Here is a 1,330-nt window from a genome sequence, read left to right as displayed (position 1 = left end):
TGAACCGCCCCGACTCGAATAGAGACTCGATTTCATGAAAGGATCGAGTCATGGCACGACCTTCCCGTTACCCGCTTGAGCTCCGCCGCCGTGCGGTGCGCATGGTCGCCGAGGTGCGCGACGACTACCCGAACGAGACGGCCGCCTTGCAGGCGGTGACGGAGAGGCTCGGCATCGGCTCCCGCGAAACGCTGCGGAACTGGGTGAAGCAGCACGAGATCGACGCGGGCCAGCGCCCGGGGACGACGACGGAGGAGTCTGCCCAGCTCAAGGCGCTGAAGAAGGAGAACGCCGAACTCAAGCGGGCCAACGAGATCCTCAAGGCCGCGGCAAGTTTCGTCGCGGCCGAGCTCGACCGGCCACACACGCGCTCGTAGCGTTCATCGACGAGCACCGGGACCGCTTCGGCGGTGTCGAGCCGATCTGCAGGACGCTCACCGAGTACGACTGTAAGATCGCCCCTTCCACCTACTACGCCCACAAGAAACGACTTGCCGCCCCGTCCGCACGATCGGTGCGGGACGCTCAGCTCAAGGAGCTGATCAGCCAGGTCCACACCGCCAACTACCGTGTCTACGGGGCGAGAAAGGTCTGGCGTGAGCTGAACCGGCAGGGACGCGCCGTGGCCCGGTGCACCGTCGAACGCCTGATGCGTGAGATGGGCATCCAGGGGGCGGTCCGCGGCAAGCGTGTGATCACCACGCTTCCCGGCGGGCAGGTCGAGCGAGCTCCCGACCGTCTCGACCGCGATTTCGTCGCCGCCGCCCCCAACCGCTGCTGGGTGGCGGACTTCACCCACGTGAGGACCTGGTCGGGAGTCGTCTACGTCGCGTTCGTCGTGGACACCTTCTCCCGCCGGATCGTCGGCTGGTCGGCGGCCACCGTCAAGGAGACCGTCTTCGTCCTGGACGCCCTGGAGATGGCGATCTGGCAACGCGACCGCGAGCAACAACCCATCCGACCAGGCGAGTTGACACATCACTCGGATGCCGGGTCGCAGTACACGTCGTTCAGGCTCGCCGAGCATCTGGAGGCCGCCGGCATAGCCGCGTCCATCGGCTCGGTCGGCGACGCCTACGACAACGCCCTGATGGAATCGGCGATCGGCCTGTATAAGACCGAGTTGATCAAGCCCCAGCGGCCCTGGAAGACACTTTCCCAGGTCGAGATGGCCACCGCCGAATGGGTCGACTGGTACAACCACCGCCGACTCCACGGTGAAATAGGCCATATCCCGCCCGTCGAGTACGAAGCCAACTACTACACGGAACTCACGAAACCCCAGGTCACAACCACAATCTGAGATCTCTACCGAACCCGGGGCGGTTCA

The 1,330-nt window shown here is 65.1% G+C and carries 1 protein-coding gene; it reads left to right on the top strand.

The window, feature by feature from the left end; translation table 11 throughout:
- Positions 1 to 50: 50 nt before the first annotated feature.
- Positions 51 to 1,303, top strand: a protein-coding gene (locus ACWEN3_RS46640) for an IS3 family transposase (protein WP_452984524.1) whose coding sequence is annotated in 2 segments (ribosomal slippage) — positions 51 to 342 and positions 342 to 1,303 — 1,254 coding nt in all. Because the reading frame shifts where the segments join, the coding sequence is not laid out codon by codon here.
- The last annotated feature ends 27 nt before the right edge of the window (positions 1,304 to 1,330 follow it).

The sequence above is a fragment of the Streptomyces sp. NPDC004561 genome (assembly GCF_053602155.1).
Note: the sequence above shows the minus strand (reverse complement) of the source record. Positions and strands in the feature narration are given on the sequence as shown.